General features: G+C 43.3%; 14 protein-coding genes and 1 riboswitch. Of the genes, 5 read left to right on the plus strand and 9 right to left on the minus strand.

What is annotated here, in order from left to right; translation table 11 throughout:
- Positions 1 to 230: 230 nt before the first annotated feature.
- On the minus strand, positions 231 to 1,286 hold the full coding sequence (locus BHE18_RS08355) for a M42 family metallopeptidase (protein ID WP_071618106.1): 1,056 nt from the start codon (positions 1,284 to 1,286) through the stop codon (positions 231 to 233).
- 178 nt (positions 1,287 to 1,464) lie between these two features.
- Between BHE18_RS08355 and BHE18_RS08360 the strand changes: the two genes are divergently transcribed.
- Complete coding sequence (locus tag BHE18_RS08360) at positions 1,465 to 2,859, plus strand: peptide MFS transporter (protein WP_071618107.1); 1,395 nt, start codon at positions 1,465 to 1,467, stop codon at positions 2,857 to 2,859.
- Positions 2,860 to 2,890: 31 nt separating this feature from the next.
- Here BHE18_RS08360 and BHE18_RS08365 read toward each other — a convergent pair whose 3' ends face one another.
- Entirely contained in the window at positions 2,891 to 3,709 is an 819-nt protein-coding gene (locus BHE18_RS08365) for a YihY/virulence factor BrkB family protein (RefSeq protein WP_141771827.1), read from the minus strand.
- Between the two features lie 235 nt (positions 3,710 to 3,944).
- Here BHE18_RS08365 and kynA point away from each other — a divergent pair, with 235 nt between their 5' ends.
- Together kynA and BHE18_RS08375 are read left to right on the plus strand one after the other, a co-directional pair.
- A complete protein-coding gene (gene kynA / locus BHE18_RS08370; protein WP_268876302.1) occupies positions 3,945 to 4,763 on the plus strand; it encodes a tryptophan 2,3-dioxygenase in 819 nt (272 codons plus the stop codon).
- An 82-nt stretch (positions 4,764 to 4,845) separates the two neighbouring features.
- Positions 4,846 to 5,295 carry an OsmC family protein gene (locus BHE18_RS08375; protein ID WP_071618109.1) on the plus strand — a complete coding sequence of 150 codons (450 nt, stop codon included), beginning with the start codon at positions 4,846 to 4,848 and terminating at the stop codon, positions 5,293 to 5,295.
- Between the two features lie 91 nt (positions 5,296 to 5,386).
- Here the strand turns inward: BHE18_RS08375 and BHE18_RS08380 are convergent, their stop codons facing one another.
- From BHE18_RS08380 to BHE18_RS08390, 3 genes are all read right to left on the minus strand, one after another.
- Positions 5,387 to 5,713 (minus strand): DUF3243 domain-containing protein, encoded by a 327-nt coding sequence (locus BHE18_RS08380; RefSeq protein ID WP_071618110.1) that lies wholly within the window; start codon positions 5,711 to 5,713, stop codon positions 5,387 to 5,389.
- A gap of 102 nt (positions 5,714 to 5,815) precedes the next feature.
- The gene (locus BHE18_RS08385; RefSeq protein ID WP_071618111.1) at positions 5,816 to 6,853 is read right to left on the minus strand and encodes a ribonucleotide-diphosphate reductase subunit beta; all 1,038 of its coding nucleotides are present in this window, start codon (positions 6,851 to 6,853) and stop codon (positions 5,816 to 5,818) included.
- A gap of 16 nt (positions 6,854 to 6,869) precedes the next feature.
- A complete protein-coding gene (locus BHE18_RS08390) occupies positions 6,870 to 9,104 on the minus strand; it encodes a ribonucleoside-diphosphate reductase subunit alpha (protein ID WP_071618287.1) in 2,235 nt (744 codons plus the stop codon).
- Positions 9,105 to 9,282: 178 nt separating this feature from the next.
- Positions 9,283 to 9,465: riboswitch (cobalamin riboswitch) on the minus strand.
- Between the two features lie 525 nt (positions 9,466 to 9,990).
- On the opposite strand from BHE18_RS08390, the gene BHE18_RS08395 reads away from it, so the two are divergent.
- Together BHE18_RS08395 and BHE18_RS23195 are read left to right on the plus strand one after the other, a co-directional pair.
- Positions 9,991 to 10,752: a SurA N-terminal domain-containing protein gene (locus BHE18_RS08395; protein ID WP_071618112.1), complete on the plus strand. Its 762-nt coding sequence runs from the start codon at positions 9,991 to 9,993 to the stop codon at positions 10,750 to 10,752.
- A gap of 725 nt (positions 10,753 to 11,477) precedes the next feature.
- Positions 11,478 to 11,654 carry a hypothetical protein gene (locus tag BHE18_RS23195; protein WP_171910674.1) on the plus strand — a complete coding sequence of 59 codons (177 nt, stop codon included), beginning with the start codon at positions 11,478 to 11,480 and terminating at the stop codon, positions 11,652 to 11,654.
- Between the two features lie 86 nt (positions 11,655 to 11,740).
- On the opposite strand, the gene gndA is transcribed toward BHE18_RS23195, so the two are convergent.
- The 4 genes from gndA to BHE18_RS08415 all read right to left on the minus strand — a co-directional run bounded on the left by gndA (position 11,741) and on the right by BHE18_RS08415 (position 16,586).
- The gene (gene gndA / locus BHE18_RS08400) at positions 11,741 to 13,153 is read right to left on the minus strand and encodes an NADP-dependent phosphogluconate dehydrogenase (protein WP_071618113.1); all 1,413 of its coding nucleotides are present in this window, start codon (positions 13,151 to 13,153) and stop codon (positions 11,741 to 11,743) included.
- 274 nt (positions 13,154 to 13,427) lie between these two features.
- Positions 13,428 to 14,588 carry a thiolase family protein gene (locus tag BHE18_RS08405; RefSeq protein ID WP_071618114.1) on the minus strand — a complete coding sequence of 387 codons (1,161 nt, stop codon included), beginning with the start codon at positions 14,586 to 14,588 and terminating at the stop codon, positions 13,428 to 13,430.
- 12 nt (positions 14,589 to 14,600) lie between these two features.
- A complete protein-coding gene (locus BHE18_RS08410) occupies positions 14,601 to 15,746 on the minus strand; it encodes an acyl-CoA dehydrogenase family protein (RefSeq protein ID WP_071618115.1) in 1,146 nt (381 codons plus the stop codon).
- Positions 15,747 to 15,818: 72 nt separating this feature from the next.
- Positions 15,819 to 16,586 carry a 3-hydroxyacyl-CoA dehydrogenase gene (locus tag BHE18_RS08415; RefSeq protein WP_071618116.1) on the minus strand — a complete coding sequence of 256 codons (768 nt, stop codon included), beginning with the start codon at positions 16,584 to 16,586 and terminating at the stop codon, positions 15,819 to 15,821.
- Positions 16,587 to 16,601: the final 15 nt, after the last annotated feature.

The following is a 16,601-nucleotide window of genomic DNA, read 5'->3' on the forward strand; positions in this document are numbered from 1 at the left end:
CATTCTGACTTTGATAAGAGAAATACCTCCTAAATTGATTGCGATTCATTTTCCCATCCATTCAGCTCTTCCCTTAAGAGTCAGGGTTAAAACAAAATCCCCGTTAATACCGCTGTTTGATTTCCGTGCAAGACTTCGCTTTCCACGTGCGGCCGGTTAGCCTCTCTCCCTATACACGAAGGAAAAAGCCTTCCCAGGCAAATTAATGCTATAGGAAGGCTTACAAACATTTATTCTATGATCATTTTAGACTGGACGTAGTGCCACAGCAGGTTTTCGGTGTGACGGATTGATGATTCGTGAGTGCGCTCATAGGCATGGGAGGCATCGATTCCGGCGCCGATGAGGCCGTGTACGATATCAAATCCTGCCCTGATCGCAGCAGATGCATCTGACCCATAGTAAGGATAGATATCGAGTTTATACTCGATACCATTTTCCTCTGCCAGCTGCACAAGATGTTTTCTTAATCCGTAATGATAGGGGCCGCTCGAATCTTTTGCACAGATCGAGACAGTATATTCGTCGGTGGATTGTCCATCCCCGATGGCACCCATATCCACCGCGAGATATTCAACCGTTTCCGGCGGAATGTTTGAATTCCCGCCATAGCCGATTTCTTCATTATTGGAAATAAGGAAATGGGTTGTATATGGCAGTATGATTCCCTGACTCTTGATCTGCCTGATTAATTGGAGCAGCATGCCGACACTTGCTTTATCATCAAGATGACGTGACTTAATAAATCCGCTGTCTGTGATTTCAGCCCTAGGATCAAATGAAACAAAGTCCCCCACTTCTATGCCAAGCTCCCTTACTTCATTTGCACTGCGTACTTTTTCATCGATTCGGACTTCTATATTCGTTTCATCGCGCTTTGCTTCTCCTGCATTTTTGTATACATGGACGGATGTTTGATGCATGAGGATCGTCCCGCTGTATGTTTTACCGCTGGATGTTTCGATCTGGCAGTATTCTCCCTCTACCGCATTCCATCTGAATCCCCCGATCATTGAAAGACGCAGACGACCGTCGCTTTTAATTTCCTTGACCATCGCACCCAGTGCATCGACGTGTGCAGTCAGCATGCGGTGGCTTTCTGTATTTTCCCCCGGGATTGTTATGATGAGAGCCCCTTTACGGTTCCTTTTCATTTCTAAGTCCAGGCCGGAAAGGTGTTCTTCCACGAAATTCATGATTTTATCCGTGTTGCCGGACGGGCTTGGGATTTCAACCAATTCTTTGATCAATTCGATCGTTTTCTTCGTATCCGGATATGTATTCACTATGATTCCCCCTTTATGATTACAGGTTTTACCTTACACCATTATACCGTCTTTTCTGACTTTTCTACAATAAAGCTCGTTGATATAAAAAACTATCCGCTCAGAACATAATTTGAAGGAGAATGACAAACGATATAGTTTATAATTTTGTATTTTAAAGGATTGGAGTGGATCGTGTATGGATTCTTCTGCACTGGATTCATTACCGCAAGGCAGAAAACATCCCAAGGGGTTATATCTGTTGTTCTTTACGGAACTTTGGGAAAGATACAGCTATTATGGCATGAGGGCTATATTGGTCCTGTATTTGACCACGGCCTATGTAAGCGGCGGACTTGGGGTCGAGCCTGCACAGGCACTGTCCATATACGGGATTTACACGGGATCGGTATATTTCACACCAATCCTGGGCGGGTGGCTGACAGACAGGTACATCGGGTTGAGGAAAGCGATTACGATCGGCGGTATTACAATGGCTTGCGGGGACTTCACTATTTTCCTCACCCATTCACAGTCGGGACTGTATATTGGTCTTGCACTGCTTGTACTCGGGAACGGCTTTTTCAAACCGAATATCTCGACTCTTGTCGGTGAATTATACCCGAGGCATGACAAACGTAAAGATGCAGCTTTTACTATCTTTTATATGGGAATCAACCTCGGAGCTTTCTTTGCTCCGCTCATTGCAGGGTATCTTGCTGAAGATCTGTTTTTGAGGCCGCTGAATGACGGGACGATGCACTACGGTTTTAAATGGGCATTCCTGGCTTCATCTCTTGGAATGATCACAGGCCAATTGATATTCAGTCTGCTAAGTAGAAGATATCTTGGAAAGATCGGGCTGAAACCGAATAAACAATTGGCTGAGGAGTCAAATGAGTACCATGATGCCCCATTATCTGTAAAAGAAAAACAGCGTACAAGGGCCATTTTGATTCTGGCATGTTTCGTCGTCTTCTTCTGGGCTGGATTTGAGCAGGCAGGCAGCTCATTCACGCTCTATACCAAAAACTTCATCGATCGGGAGATCTTCGGCTATACAATTCCGGTGGCATGGTTCCAGTCGGTGAATCCATTGTTCATCATCATCCTTGCCCCCATCCTTTCCGGGGTATGGTTAAGACTTTCCCAATCAAAAAGCGGGGATTTGAACATGACCACCAAGATGGGCTTCGGGATGATCCTTCTTGGACTGGGGTTCATGATTTTGATACCCGCAGTCCTGCAGACAGGGTCCGATGAACAGAATATCGTCAGCCGCGCAAATATCATGTTCATTATTTTCACCTATTTGTTCCATACATTGGGGGAACTGTTCCTATCACCGGTGGGGCTTTCACTGGTAAGTAAGGTCGCGCCGGTGAAAATCGCTTCCCTGCTCATGGGGGTCTGGATGGCCGCAATCGGAGTGGCAAGCCTGCTGGCGGGACAGCTCGCTTCCTTGACAGCGACCCTTGGCTATCTGGAGATCTTCGCGACTATCGGATCTGTCGCAATCATATTGGGACTGATCCTTCTTGCAATTTCAACAAAACTTGTAACAATGATGAGAGAGGAAAACACAGTCCGGTAAAAGGAATGACCTGGAGAACGGAATCTCCAGGTCATTTATTCATTCCGCTTCTTTCGGCGATGCTTCCATTCAGCAGTCCGCCGATCAATAAAATCGCGGACGAAATGTAAAACCACACCACCAAAGTGATGACACTTCCAAGCTGCCCATAAAATTGAGTATAATCGTTAAGTTTTACATATGTGCCATATAACCATGAAACCCCCTGCCAGCCAAAAGTGGCCAATAGGGCACCCGGAAGTACATGTGAAAACGAAATCCTCCTGCTCGGTACGACCAGATAAAGAAAAATGAACAGGACAAGCATAAAAATCGAGCTCAAACCCCATTTTCCGATCACCCAGGCTTCGCTCCATTCTCCTTCAAGCTTTCCGCTCACAAACCGGGCATGCCTTATGTATTCTTCCACAACCGGGACAACCAGGGAGAAAGCAATCAAAACCATAAATCCCATCGTCAATAATAAATCGTAAAGCAACGCGACCAGGAACGGTTTCGTTCTTTCTATTTTATACGCCTGGTTTAATGACCGGACCATGGACTGGACGGCCATGGAAGCCAGCCAGAAAGTAAAGAGGATCGATATCGATAATACGTCCCCCCGCTGATTATAGAGAATCCGTTCAATATTGTCCTGTATGATCGCATACGATTTCTCCGGGGCAAAAGGTTTGATTAAAAGCAGGACATTCGTCTCCGAAATAGGAAGATAACTGATCAACGAAAACACAAAAATCAAAAATGGAAAAATGGATAATAGCAAATAGTATGCCAGCTGGGCTGATTGATCAAAGAATCGTTCCCTGAAAAACCGGACGAGGACCTCTTTTGGGTAATGCAACAGCTTCATAACTCCAGTCTCCTTCACAAAGGATACTACTATTTTCCCCAAGTTCAGGATTTCAATCATGTAAGTGTTTTGAAAATCGGGGACCCAGCTTCCGGAAGCTCCTGTAATTCATCCATAAAAAAGGATTTCACTCTGTTTTCTAGAAGTGTTAAATAGTATGCGTTTCCAACTACAAACAAACGTTTTTTTGAAAGGAAGATGATTTGTGTCAAAGAAGGACGAACAAACGAATTCTATAGGAAATGAAAGTGTTCACACCGACTTCATCAACAACATGACCTATGGAGATTATCTGCACCTGGACACATTGCTATCGAGCCAGAAGCGATTATCCGGACATCATGATGAAATGCTGTTCATCATCATTCATCAAGTTAGTGAATTATGGATGAAACTGATCCTGCATGAACTAAAAAACAGCATTGCATCCATAGAAGCAGGCGAACTGTCCCCCGCATTCAAGATGCTTTCCCGTGTGTCGAAAATCCAGTCGCAGATCATTCATGCATGGGACGTATTGTCGACCCTCACCCCTTCTGAATACATTCAATTCAGGGATGACTTGGGGCAGGCATCAGGATTTCAATCCTATCAGTACCGGATGATCGAATTCGCACTGGGCTATAAAACACCGCATGTATTAAAAATTTATGAAAAAGATCCCGAACTTTTATCATACCTGCATGAAGCATATAAATCACCTTCATTGTACGATGTATCCATACACGCTCTTTCGAAAGCCGGCTTCTCTATTGATGAAGATGTATTAAGACGGGACTTTACTAAAGCATACAAAGAGAATGATTCTGTTCTTTCAGCCTGGACGGAAGTGTACAGTAATACAGAAAAGTATTGGGATTTATACGAACTCGCGGAAAAGTTGATCGACCTGGAAGACTGGCTCCAGCAGTGGAGATTCCGTCATATGAAAACAGTGGAACGCATCATCGGCCATAAAAAAGGGACCGGCGGGTCAAGCGGGGTAAGTTATCTAAAGAAGGTCCTTGATCATCAATTCTTCCCGGAGCTTTGGAACGTCAGGACCAATTTATAATAATCACCGAGCCTTTTTTTGGTGAATTTCTTTGCAGTAGAGTATCCTTATCATAGAATCAACTGCAAAGGAGTAAGATCAAATGAACACTCATTCTTTCTTCATCAAGACAGATTGGCCGGGCCTGAGAAATGACGTCGGGACACTGACCTCCGCCACCCTGAACACTGAAATCTCCATCCCTCCTGAAATGGATGGCCCCGGTGCAGGCACAAATCCTGACGAGATGCTTCTTGGTGCAGCAGCGACTTGCTATATCATCACTTTGGCAGCGATGCTTGAAAGAAGCAGAATACCAAAAGAATCATTGACGATGGAATCTGAAGGAATCGTTGAGGTAGACAGAGGGGTCATTACCTATAAGAAAATCATTCATCGCCCCTCCCTCGTCTTATCTAAACAGTGTACAGAGAAAGAAATGGTCACTGCAAAAAGATTAGCGGTTAAAGCTGAGCAATCATGCATGATTTCAAGGGCTGTCAAGGGGAATGTAGCTATAGAACTTAAAGAGGAGGTTACGATTCAGGACTGAACGCAGTCCGGATTCACCTTCCCAGGTGACAATCCTTTACACCGTAAAACAAGGCGCTTCACTAAGAAGCGCCTTATTATAATGGAGATTATTAAGATTCAGAATGTACCAGTTTCACCAGCATATGGGAAAGCATATGCTGTTCGTCTTCATTGCCTGCCTTCCACAATTCATAGAGAAGTTTTTCTTCCCTGTTTTTAGGTTCTTCATGAGCAGCAAGATAATCCCCGACTTTCTGTGCAGCTTTAGCCTGCTGTTCCTCATTCATGCCCAGCTTGTCGGCAAGTGAGACTTTACCTCCTAAGTATTCTTTGAAGTGGTCGAAGTTTGATAGAATATCCTCTTTTTTATCTTCTGACATACGTGACAATGTGTTGTCTACTTTGTTCTCCATTTTATCTGTAGATTGATTCGCCATTTGTTAAATCTCTCCTCTCTTTACTGTAGTTTCTATATTCCCGTTAAAGAGATGCTTAAACTTAATAGAGAGAGCTGAATGGAAAAAGTTTACCAACGCGCTTTACAAGTCATCAAATCCATTCACATCGGTGGTTTTTGTATACTGCCTGGATTTCTGCTCAAAGAAATCCGTTTTACCGAGGTCCACTTCCTGGTATGCAATGATCCACTTTAACGGATTCGTCTGATATCCTTCAAAAGGCGGTACAAACCCGAGCTGCTTTGCCCTCTTGTTGGCCATGAATTTGATATAGCTCTCAAGTTCGGTCATCAGCAGCCCGTCAATTTCATTCCCGATGATTTCCTGCGCCCATTCGATTTCCAGATTCGCAGCTTTCAAGAATGTCTTTCGGCCAAATTCCATCAATTCATCCGATTGATGAGATGGATATTCCTCCAGTATTTCTTTGAAGATCTTTTCGAACAAGCCGACATGAAGCTGTTCATCACGATTGATATAATTGATCATTGTACTCGTGGCGACCATTTTCTGATTTCTGGCAAGGTTATAGAAGAAAGCAAAACCGCTGTAAAAAAACAACCCTTCCAAAATGACATCATAAATGATCGATTTTAACAGATTCTCAATCGTCGGTGCTTCTGCAAAATCCTTATACCCATTTACAACAAATTCATTTCTTTTTTTAAGGATCGGATCCGTTTTCCAGTAATTGAACACTTCATCCTGCTTTTGCTTTGGTACTATGCTCGAAAGCACATAGCTGTAAGAATGATTATGAATGACTTCCTGCTGGGCAAGGATGATCATCAGTGCATTTAAACTTGAATCCGTCAAGAAGTCGGCAACTTTCCCTGCATAGTCAGTCTGTACACTATCAAGCAGGGCCAATAATCCTATGACTTTAAGAAATGTACTCTGCTCTTTCGGTGAAAGTGTTTCAAATTGATTGATATCTTTGCTCATATTAATTTCAAAAGGTGTCCAGAAGTTCCCGAGCATTCTTTTGTATTTTGGATAAGCCCAGGTAAATCGTACATCATCCCAGTTTAGTACATTAGAGCTCCGGCCGTTTATGATTGATGTTGATTTATTCGGCGATTCGGAATCGAGCAGTTCTCTTTTATTCAATATGGTCATTTACATTACCCCCTTATTAACTATGGCAGCTTTCACATTCATCAATCACGGAATCTGACGTGGATCTCACATAATAAGTAGTCTTCAATCCAGATTTCCACGCATCAAGATGAAGGAGCAAAAGGTCCTTTGCTTTGATATCATTTCTTACATAGAGGTTGAACGAGATACTCTGGTCGATATGCCTCTGTCTTTTGCTGTTTTGTTTTATGCTCCAATGCTGATCGATATGATAAGCTGTTTTGTAATACCATTTCGTTTCGGCTGAAAGACCGGGTGCTGTTACCGGGATTTTATAATCCTTCTTTTCTTCAGAATAGAGCATTCTGAATAAGGGATCGATACTCGCTGTGGATCCGGCAATCAGCGAAGTGGACGAGTTAGGCGCCACTGCCATGAGGTATCCGTTGCGCACCCCGGTTTCAGCTACTTTCTTCCTTAATGCGTCCCAATGAATATCGCTGTAGCCCCTTTTCTCAAAATAGCTGCCATTCTCCCACTCAGATCCCGGGAAATAAGGATATGCGCCCTTTTCCTTTGCCAGATTACTGCTTGCCTCAATCGTGCGATAAGCAATCTCTTCATAAAGGGAATCACAGTAAGCTGCTGCTTCATCACTTTCCCAGCGAATCCCTTTTAAGGCTAATAAATGATGCCACCCAAACGTCCCGAGACCTATCCCTCTGTAACGTTTATTAGTCAACTGTGCTTGCAGCACAGGGATTTCATTAAGGTCGATGACGTTATCAAGGAGCCTGACGGCTGTCTTGATCGTTTTTGCCATCACATTGTCCCTGACAACTTTCGCAAGTGAAAGGGATGCAAGATTACATACTACATAATCACCGGGATGTTTATATGAAATGATCCTTCCGTCTTCAATCTTTTCTTCCTCTATGTAAGAGGGGCTCATATTCTGGGTGATCTCAGTACAGAGATTGCTGCAGTAAATCATCCCTTTATGGGCATTGGCATTCTGGCGGTTAACAGTATCACGATAAAACATGAAAGGTGTGCCGGTTTCCAGCTGGGAAATCATAATTCTTTTAAAAATGTCGATTGCAGGGACCGTTTTCCTGGATAGTCCCGAATGTTCCACACATTCCAAGTACTTCTCCCTGAATGACCCTCCCCCTTTTCTTTCATCGTAGTAGTCTTCCAGACTGAATCCCATGACACTCCTCACTTCATGGGGGTCGAAGAGATGCCAATCATCACGGTTTTCCACTGCTTCCATAAATAGATCCGGCAGGCAGACGCCGGTAAACAAATCATGTGTACGCTGCCGCTCATCTCCATTGTTCAGCCGTACGTCGAGGAAAGAATGGATGTCCTTGTGCCATACATCAAGATAGACGGCAATCGCTCCCTGGCGCTGACCGAGCTGATCGACTGAAACGGCAGTATTGTTAAGCTGCTTCATCCAGGGAATGACTCCCGAGCTGACCCCTTTAAACCCTTTGATATCACTGCCCCTGCTGCGGACTTTCCCTAAGTAGATGCCAAGACCCCCTCCATTTTTACTGAGAGTCGAGACATCCGTATTACTGTCAAAAATACTTCTCAAATCGTCCTCCACCGTGTCAATAAAGCAGCTGGAAAGCTGTCCATAACTTTTACCCGCATTCGCCAGAGTAGGTGTGGCGACTGTCATATACAGATTTGAAAGTGCCCAGTACGCATCTTTTATCAATGAAAGCCGTTCTTCTTCTTCATCCATCAACAGGGTCATAGCGATAATCATGAACCTCTCCTGAGGGAGTTCGTAAACTCTTCCATCATGTGATTTTGTCAGATAACGTTCGGCGAGGGTTACAATGCCGATATACGTGAACAGCTTGTCTTTTGAAGGGTCCAATAATGATTCAAGCTGCTTGACTTCTTCCCGGCTGTACGCTTCGAGCAGACGCGGATCATATAGTTTTTTCCCGACAAGTTCTTGTATCAAATCAAAAAAAGAACTGTATGGATTTAAGGGATCAAGCCCTCTTGACCGGCTGCCTGCAAGATAAAGATTTTCCAAGTACAGATAAGAAGCTGCATACGTCCAGTCCGGTTCTTCTGCTGATATCCTCTCAACAGAGGACAAGATTAATTGATGATAAAGCTGCTCTTCGGAGATTTCCATTTTCACTTGAAGAAGTGCTTTGATCTTCTCTTCAAACGAAGTCATATCCAACTGTGGGAATTCTCCCTTCAGCTTTTCGAAGACCATCTCGGCAGTTGATGATGTTTTTTCTGTTTGGATCATTGTCATTTCAAACTTTCCTCCCGTATTTGATCAATCCAACCGTAACATTCACTTTTCGGAAGAGAATATAAAAAGGCCCATCCTCTTATTAGGATGGGCCGCGATGATATGAAATAACAGACAAATGCAGAAATTCTATTATTCTATCCCCGCATATCCTCCCAATTCCCGAAGAAGATCGTACGTAATAAATACGGCAGGTCTCCTGACTCGTGCTTCATCCTACTATAAGGCCTTCCCATCTTTTTCAAGATAGTGGATATTCCTTAGTTCGTCATCACTTACAGTTGCGGGGACAGTTCTGGAATTTCACCAGATTCCCTATTAAGCCCTCATGGACACCGTATTTACAGATTTTATTGAATCAATCAATATATAGTTATATAAACTAATCGAAACACAACTTATTGTGCTCTTTTTATCATAGTTTAGTTCCATAGATTTTTCAAGCAGTAATCAACACTCCTTTATTAATGAAAAATCAGTCTATAATTAAATATGCTTATAATTATCTTTTTCATTAAAAATGCACGCACACCCCTGAATTGAGAGCAATAAAGTCCCGTAAAGCCCGATTACATATATATTCGCCGGTTGAGCAGCACGCTCATAAATCCTATAATCCTATTAGAAGGTTGTTTGACAGTATTCTTTGGTCCCCAATATTTGACGGGCTGCTTACACGGGATCCCCCATAGTAAGCAGCCTTTTTTTGATAACCGGCTGAATAAAGCTTTAAACGTCCGTGAAAACTAACAAAATCTTGTATTTCATGGTTGTTACAAAGTGATTAAATCAGACAAAAAGGTTTATTTTTACTAAATAATCATATAAAATGCGCATTAAGTGATTTTTTTAATCCCCTCTTTTGAAAGGAGAACATAATATGAAGAAGTTAATGAGTGCTTTATTAATATCGATTATGGCGATTGCTTTGGCTGCCTGCGGAAATGGAGATGAAGCGAAGCAGTCGGAGGATAAACCAAAAACTGAAGAGAAAAGCAAAGATCAGCAAGAGCAAGCTAAACAAATGGAAGAAATGCAAAAGAAAATGGATAAACAAAAAGTGGACAAAGACAAGGTCGTTGCCGTCGTTAATGACGAGGAGTTAAAGGGTGAAGATTACAATAACATCCTTACTTCGTCTCAGATGCAATTCCAGCAAATGGGACAGGACCCAACCACTAAAGAAGCTTCTGAACAAATCAAGAAACAAACAATCGACAGTCTTGTCGGCCAGACCCTTCTTATGCAGCAAGCAGACAAAAAAGGGTACAAAGCAAGCGAAGAGGAAATTGACAAACAGCTTGACGAGGTTAAAAAGCAATATAAGGACGAAAAAGAATTTGAAAAGGCAATGAAAGAAGCCGGCTTCTCGATGAAAGAATTAAAAACCCAGGTTGCTGAAAACATCAAATACACTAATTATGTAGAAAAAGAAATTAAAGTGGATGAAGTGACTGAAGATGAAATGAAGAAATTTTATGATCAGTTTGCCAGCCAGCAAGGCAAAGAACAAAAAGCACCTAAGTTTGAAGAAGTCAAGCCGCAAATCAAGCAGCAGCTTGAACAGCAAAAGAAACAAGAAAAACTTGTTCAACACGTAGAAGACCTGAAGAAAAACGCCAAAGTAGACGTTAAAATATAATTGCCTATTATGGCTGGGACAATAGTCATTTAGTCTAAGTAAACCCGAACTTGTTTGCATGCAATTAAGCAAATTAGTTCGGGTTTTTAATTTGTTCTGTCTCTAAATTAAATAAGAGCCTGAGAATAGGGCTCGGAAGGCAAAGAGTAATACCGGAATGGAAAATCCACGTGCCTTCTGTGTGATATATCTAAATAGATTAACTCACATTCCGAGTTCGTGGATCGGATCTTTATACGGAAAGATAAAATGTGAAAACCCACGAATATCAGAGTGCTGACCGCAGTTGAGATTTTTGCCTTCGTGCCGTGTTCTTACCTTCTGTTCCATCAAAGAAAAAGGAGAATCAAGACGAATGAATATAAGTTAAAATCCATTTTTATGGAATGGAAGTGTGTAAACTTATCCGTATTCAAAACCGGTTCCAGCGGTTGATTGGAGGGCAAAACTTAGACTCCTCCCTTGAGACCTGTCCAGCTCCGGCGGCTAGCTCCTCGAGGTCGCGACGAGGAGGCTCACCAACCGCCCGGGGAAAGCGAAGTTTTGCACGGAAATCATTAGCGGTATAAAGAGCACATACTGATTTTATTCGTCTATATATGATAACTTTTTAGTCTTGTCCCGATCTCTTTTTACTTATAACGTTTTTTCTTCATTCAGATGGGTAAAGTGTATCCAACGGAAATCAACACCGGCATCAACCCTACAACAAAGGAGCTGAAACAATGAACAAGCGTACAAATGATCACCCTGAACAAGTGAACAAAGACAAAGAAGGCATCCTTGACCAGCATGAAAGCGAACAAAATGTAGACCCGATCCCGCTCGAAGACTTAAAGAAGGAACAGCGGGAAGAAAAAAAGAAACACCATACAAAAGATGATTCTTCAAGCGAAGAGTAAACGTAAATATTCAATTTCACAATTTTAAAATCATAAAGAAGCCGCGGTACAACCATGATTGTACCGCGGCTTTTATGTTCATGGGATTATTTATTTAACCAATCAGTATGAAAGGTTCCTTCCTTATCAATCCGCTGGTAGGTATGAGCCCCGAAATAATCGCGCTGAGCCTGCAGAAGATTAGCTGGAAGCGATGCCGCACGGTAGCTGTCAAAATAAGCAATAGCACTGGCGAGCCCCGGGACAGGAATTCCCAATTTAATGGCCGTTGCCGCTACATCACGGGCATCTTCCTGATAATTCTCCACAATCTCCTTGAAATAAGGATCTAACAACAGGTTTGTCAATTGAGGTTCACGGTCATAAGCCTTCTTGATTTCCTGGAGGAAACCGGCGCGGATGATGCATCCTCCCCTGAAGATCATGGCAATCTCTCCAGGCTTAAGGTTCCAATTATACTCCTCGGATGCTGACTGTAATTGCGCAAAACCTTGGGCATAAGAACAAATCTTACTTAGATACAAAGCTTTTCGGATTTTCTCGATGAAGTCTTCCTTGTTACCGTCGAATTTGCTGTTTTCCGGCCCTTTGAGGATCTTGCTTGCCTTCACACGTTCTTCCTTCATGGCAGAAATAAAACGGGCGAATACGGATTCCGTTATGATTGACAAAGGTACACCAAGGTCCAGGGCGGAAATACTGGTCCATTTTCCTGTTCCTTTTTGGCCGGCCGTATCAAGAATGACCTCAACCAAAGGTTTACCTGTTTCTTCATCGATTTTGGTGAAGATATCTGCCGTAATCTCGATCAAGTAGCTGTCAAGTTCTCCTTCATTCCATTCTTTAAATATCTTATGGAGTTCATTTGCATCCAGTCCGAGTACATTTTTCATTAAGTAGTATGCTTCACATATAAGCTGCATATCACTGTATTCTATTCCATTGTGGACCATTTTCACATAATGTCCGGATCCATCAGGCCCGATATATGTGCTGCATGCCTCACCATTTACTTTTGCAGAAATGGCAGTAAGGAACGGCTCAAAGAGATCATATGCTTCTTTTTGGCCGCTTGGCATGATAGCAGGACCATAAAGCGCGCCTTCCTCACCACCGGATACACCCGCACCGATAAAATTGATCCCTTTTTCCTCAAGGGCTTTATTGCGGCGTATCGTATCTTCAAAATACGTATTCCCGCCATCCATCAGGATATCCCCTTTATCTAAATATGGCAGAAGGGAATCGATTGCTTTGTCGGTAATCTCCCCTGCCGGAACCATCATGACGATTTTTCTCGGCTTTACAAGCATTTCTGTAAAAGCTTCCACACTGCTTGTACCTGTCAATTGTTTATCATTATGTTCTTCAAGGATTTCATTCACTTTTTCCTCAGTAACATCATAAATGGCGACTGAGTACCCTCTGCTTTCAAAATTCAGAGCAAGGCTTTTCCCCATAACTCCGACACCAACAACACCAATTTGTTGTTTAGCCATACTATCCTTCCTTTCCTTGCTAAAAAAACTTTTTTCAACGTAACTATTATAATACGAAATAAATTTTCATGCTAAAATTTAATGAAAAAACTTTTCATAACGCTGATTTTTTTTAGATAATCTCATTCTTTCCATGTGAATAATTCTCCATTCAAATAAGAAGGCCAGCTTTCCGCAAAATAGGAAAAGCTGCGGCGGTTCGCTCCTAGCCGCCGCAGCTGGACAATAAAAAAAGCGGACCAAAGGATCAGTCCACTTTTGATTAGAAAGTTATTTAATTGGGCTGGTCAATTCGTTCAATAATGGTGGCATTGGCCATTCCGTGCCCTTCGCACATTGTCTGCAGGCCAAAGCGCCCACCTGTCCTTTCGAGCTCATGCATCAGTGTGACCATGATGCGCGCACCACTTGCGCCAAGTGGATGACCCAGGGCAATCGCACCGCCATTCGGGTTCAGTTTCGATGGGTCGGCTTTCAACTCTTTCAACCAGGCAAGGGCGACAGGTGCGAAAGCTTCATTCACTTCAAATACATCAATATCGCTTAAAGATAATCCTGATTTATCCAATGCTTTCTTTGTAGCCGGTATGGGTCCGGTCAACATTAAAGTGGGATCAGAGCCCGTGACAACACGGGTGTGGAGTTTGAATCTGGCACTCAACCCAAGTTCAGCTGCTTTTTCTTTACTCATAAGCAGGAGTGCTGCCGCTCCATCGCTTATTTGACTCGAGTTGCCTGCATGGATGATCCCGTCTCCTTTAAATGCAGGTTTCAATGTTGAGAGGATATCAACAGTAGTCCCCTGCCTCGGCCCTTCATCTTTATGAAAATAGAACATGTCTCCTTCGTCGCTTAGCACTTCAATGGGCATGATTTCATCATTAAAACGATTTTCCATCTGGGCTTTTATCGCTTTTTGATGACTTTCAAATGCAAACTCGTCCAGGTCCTTGCGGTTGAATCCATATTTTTCTGCTATTCGTTCTGCGGATAATCCCTGGTGGATGATTTCATGCTGTTGTTTTAATTTTTCACTGAAACCCGCTTTTCCATAGTTGGATGCAATGGGCACCCTCGACATATTTTCCACACCTCCTGCAATGACGATATCCATATCCCCGGAGAGGATCGCCTGTGCAGCAAAGTGTACAGCCTGCTGTCCCGACCCGCATTGACGGTCGATGGTTGTCCCCGGCACTTCGATGGGAAACCCGGCTATCAAGGCGGCAACTCTTGCGATATCACCAGCCTGCTCTCCTGATTGGGTGACACATCCGAGAATGACATCATCTACATATTTTGGTTCAATGCCGGATTTTTTCATTAACCCTTTAAGGATTTCACCTGCAAGATCATCTGGCCTCATATTCTTTAGTGCACCGTTTCTCCTTCCGACAGCCGACCTGATCCCCTCAACAATAACTGCTTCCCTCATAAACATCCTCCTTTAAAGGCCTAAATTCTTCGCAATGATCACCTTCATGATTTCATTTGTTCCTGCATAAATACTTGCAACCGGAACATCCCTGTACCTTCTTGCAATTTCATACTCTTCCATATATCCGTATCCCCCGTGAAGCTGCATACATTCCGCTGCAACCCTCCTGGACATTTCGGTAAGTTTTAATTTAGCCATGGAAACTTTAGTGTCCACGTTATTCCCTCTCATATGTTCTGCAATCAGCCCGTCCAGAAAAGCCCTTCCCATTTCGATATCGGCAGCCATATCCGCCATTTTGAATTGGATATGCTGGAATTGACTGATTGACTTGCCAAATGCCTGCCTGCTTTTTATATAGTCCATGGTAAGGGCAAACATATGCTCAGACGAAACCTGAGCAGCAATGGCCACTACAAGACGCTCCTGCTGCAGCTTCTTCATAAGATAACGGAACCCTTTCCCTTCTTCACCGATAAGATTATGTTTTGGCACCCGGCAGTCTTCAAAAATCAATTCAGCAGTATCCTGACAGTGAAGCCCGACTTTCCCAAGTTTCCTCCCCCTTGAAAACCCTTCCGTACCACTCTCCACTGCCAGAAGGCTGATTCCTTTATAAGGAGGGACTGCCTCGGTATCTGTTTTACATGCAACGATAACCAGGTCTGATTGAATCCCGTTTGTAATAAATGTTTTTTGACCGTTTACAATATAATGATCACCTTTCAGACGGGCTGTCGTCTTGATTCCTGCCAAATCAGATCCCGTACCAGGTTCAGTCATCGCGATAGCAGTTATCATATCACCATTTGTACATCGGGGAAGCCAGCGCTTCTTTTGTGCTGAAGTTCCATACTCGCTTATATACGGGACAACTATATCATTGTGCAGTCCAATCCCGATCAAACCGGAGCCGACCCGCTCCAATTCTTCGTTGATGATGACAGAGAAGCCCCAATCCACACCGCTTCCTCCGTATTCTTCTCCTGCGTCAGGACATAAAAACCCGTAATTCCCCATCTTCTTCCAAAAAGATTTCGGGACAATTCCGTCCTTTTCCCATTGTTCGTAATGAGGATAAGCTTCTTTTTGCAAAAATTTACGGAGGGATGTTCTGAATATCTCGTGATCTTCTGTCAAATATGGGTGATTCACATTTATCTCCCCTTTTAACTGCGTTTGAATATATAAAATGAATGACTAACCATTCATTTAAAGAAAGGATGGTTATTTCGGCTGCATGCGAATCGCCCCGTCCAGTCTGATTGTCTCCCCATTCAGCATCGGATTCTCCACGATTGCTTCAACAAGTTGTGCGTATTCTGAAGGGTATCCGAGCCTTGCAGGAAACGGGACCGATGTTCCCAATGTATTACGTGCCTGTTCAGGCAGGGAGTCGAACATCGGTGTGTGGAATAGGCCCGGGGCGATCGTCATCACCCTTATCCCATCACTTGCCAGCTCTCTTGCAATCGGAAGCGTCATTCCTGCTACACCTGCCTTGGATGCACTGTAAGCTGCCTGGCCGATTTGTCCATCAAATGCCGCAACCGAGGCCGTATTTATAATGACTCCCCTCTCTCCAAACTCATTCCCTTTATTTCCCTTCATCTTTAGAGCAGTCAAACGAAGGACATTGAATGTGCCGATTAAATTCACTTCAATCACTTTGGAGAACTGCCCAAGTGAATGAACACCCTTACTTCCGACTACTTTTGAAGGCGGGGCGATCCCCGCACAGTTTACAACCAAATTGATGCTTCCAAAAGAATCGACTGCATGTTGAAGGGCCCAGGCAACTTCTTCTTCACTGGTCACATCCGTTTTTTGAAAAACCACGCTCCCGGCCAATTCCTCTTGCAGTTTCATCCCCTTCCCTTCATCCAGGTCAAGAATAAAAGCTTTTCCCCCTTTTTTAACGATACTCCTTACAGTCGCTTCCCCCAACCCGGAAGCACCCCCTGATATCACCGCTAAGCAATCTTTTGTCTTCATTAAACCATCTCCCGT

It is taken from the genome of Rossellomorea aquimaris (assembly GCF_001877785.1).
GTDB classification, from domain to species: domain Bacteria; phylum Bacillota; class Bacilli; order Bacillales; family Bacillaceae_B; genus Rossellomorea; species Rossellomorea aquimaris_A.